Source organism: Shewanella sp. TB7-MNA-CIBAN-0143 (genome assembly GCF_040310065.1).
GTDB lineage: Bacteria > Pseudomonadota > Gammaproteobacteria > Enterobacterales > Shewanellaceae > Shewanella.
On the sequence record NZ_JBEOPL010000116.1, the window covers coordinates 1 to 263 of the forward strand.

Genomic DNA, 263 nt, shown 5'->3' on the forward strand with positions numbered 1-263 from the left:
GCTCAAACTCGGGTCATTGATAGTGAAGAGCTACAACGTTATCAGGGTCAGACGGCACTTGATATTTTGAAACATCAGCCAGGTTTCAGTCATTACACTAATGGCGGCTCAGGTACTACCTCAAATTTTTATATGCGCGGTTATGATAGCAAACAAGTTTTAGTGCTCATTGATGGCGTACGCTATAGCTCGTTGAGTGCGGGCGGTGCAACCTTAAATCTACTTCCAGCGGATCAGATTGATCGTATTGAAGTCTTGTATGG

General features: G+C 44.1%; 1 protein-coding gene. It reads left to right on the plus strand.

What is annotated here, in order from left to right; translation table 11 throughout:
* A partial coding sequence (locus tag AAEY97_RS21335) for a TonB-dependent receptor (protein ID WP_351001363.1) occupies positions 1–263 on the plus strand: 263 nt, incomplete at both ends.